Raw genomic sequence first — 1,069 nt, forward strand, 5'->3', positions numbered from 1 at the left:
TAACTGAAGTTACGCAGCCCTTTAAAAAAGCGCTATCATAACAAAAAAAGCAGTCAGAGAGAGTAAACAAATGAACAAAGACATGATAGAACTCTACAGCGACTACCTCATCGCAAGTTTTGGGCAAACCACCGCCACAGGACTTGCCAATCTACTACAAGGGAGCATCTACCATGACAGCATCACCCGCTTTCTAAACAGTGAAACACTCACCGCCAAAGAACAATGGCAACTGATTAAACCCATGCTAAGACAGCATGAAAATGCCACACCCAATGCCATCGGCTATCTCATCTTTGATGACACCATACAGCCCAAACCGCACACAAGCGTCGACGACATCAACTGCTGGCACTACGACCACACCCAAAACAAAAATGTTAAAGGCATTAACCTGCTTAACTGTCTGTATCATCGCAAAGATATCGACATACCCTTAAGCTTTGACATCATCACCAAACCCAATGTCTTTACCGATGACAAAGGCAAGGTTAAACGTAAAAGTGATAAAACCAAAAATCAGCGACTGCTTGATATGTTTGATAGGGCAATCAAAAACCAAGTCAAATTCGACTATGTATTAGCTGATTCTTGGTTTTCAGCCAAAGCGACATTCAAACATATTCGTAAAGCTAACAAGCATTTCATCTTTGCGTTAAAGTCAAATCGCTTGGTGGCTTTAACCGCGGATGATAGAGAAAAAGGTAACTTTGTACGTATTGATGAATCTAATCTACCCGATAATACCCCTGTTCGCGGCTTTTTAAATGACTATCATGATGAAGTCTTGTTATTATGCCGAGTCTTTACAAACAAGGACGGTTCTACAGGGGTGTTATATCTGGTATGCTCAGATTTGCAATGCGACAAGGATAAATTTATCAACGGCTATCAAAAACGATGGCAGGTTGAAGTGTATCATAAGTCGTTAAAGCAAAATGCCAATTTGGGTAAGTCGCCTGCTCATAGCCAAAGGGCTCGGTTTAATCATATGTTTTTAGCCACGTATGCGGTGTTTAAGCTTGAGTGTTTGAAAATCAAAACCAAGTTAAATCATTTCGCTTTGCGT

General features: G+C 40.8%; 1 protein-coding gene. It reads left to right on the top strand.

Annotation, left to right across the window (positions count from 1 at the left end):
• Window positions 1–82 precede the first annotated feature (82 nt).
• The coding region (locus tag RTN07_RS10950) for an IS701 family transposase (protein WP_312177967.1) at window positions 83–1,069 on the top strand (987 nt) is incomplete at its 3' end.

The organism is Moraxella sp. CTOTU46934 (assembly GCF_031979465.1).
Classification (GTDB): domain Bacteria; phylum Pseudomonadota; class Gammaproteobacteria; order Pseudomonadales; family Moraxellaceae; genus Faucicola; species Faucicola tetraodonis.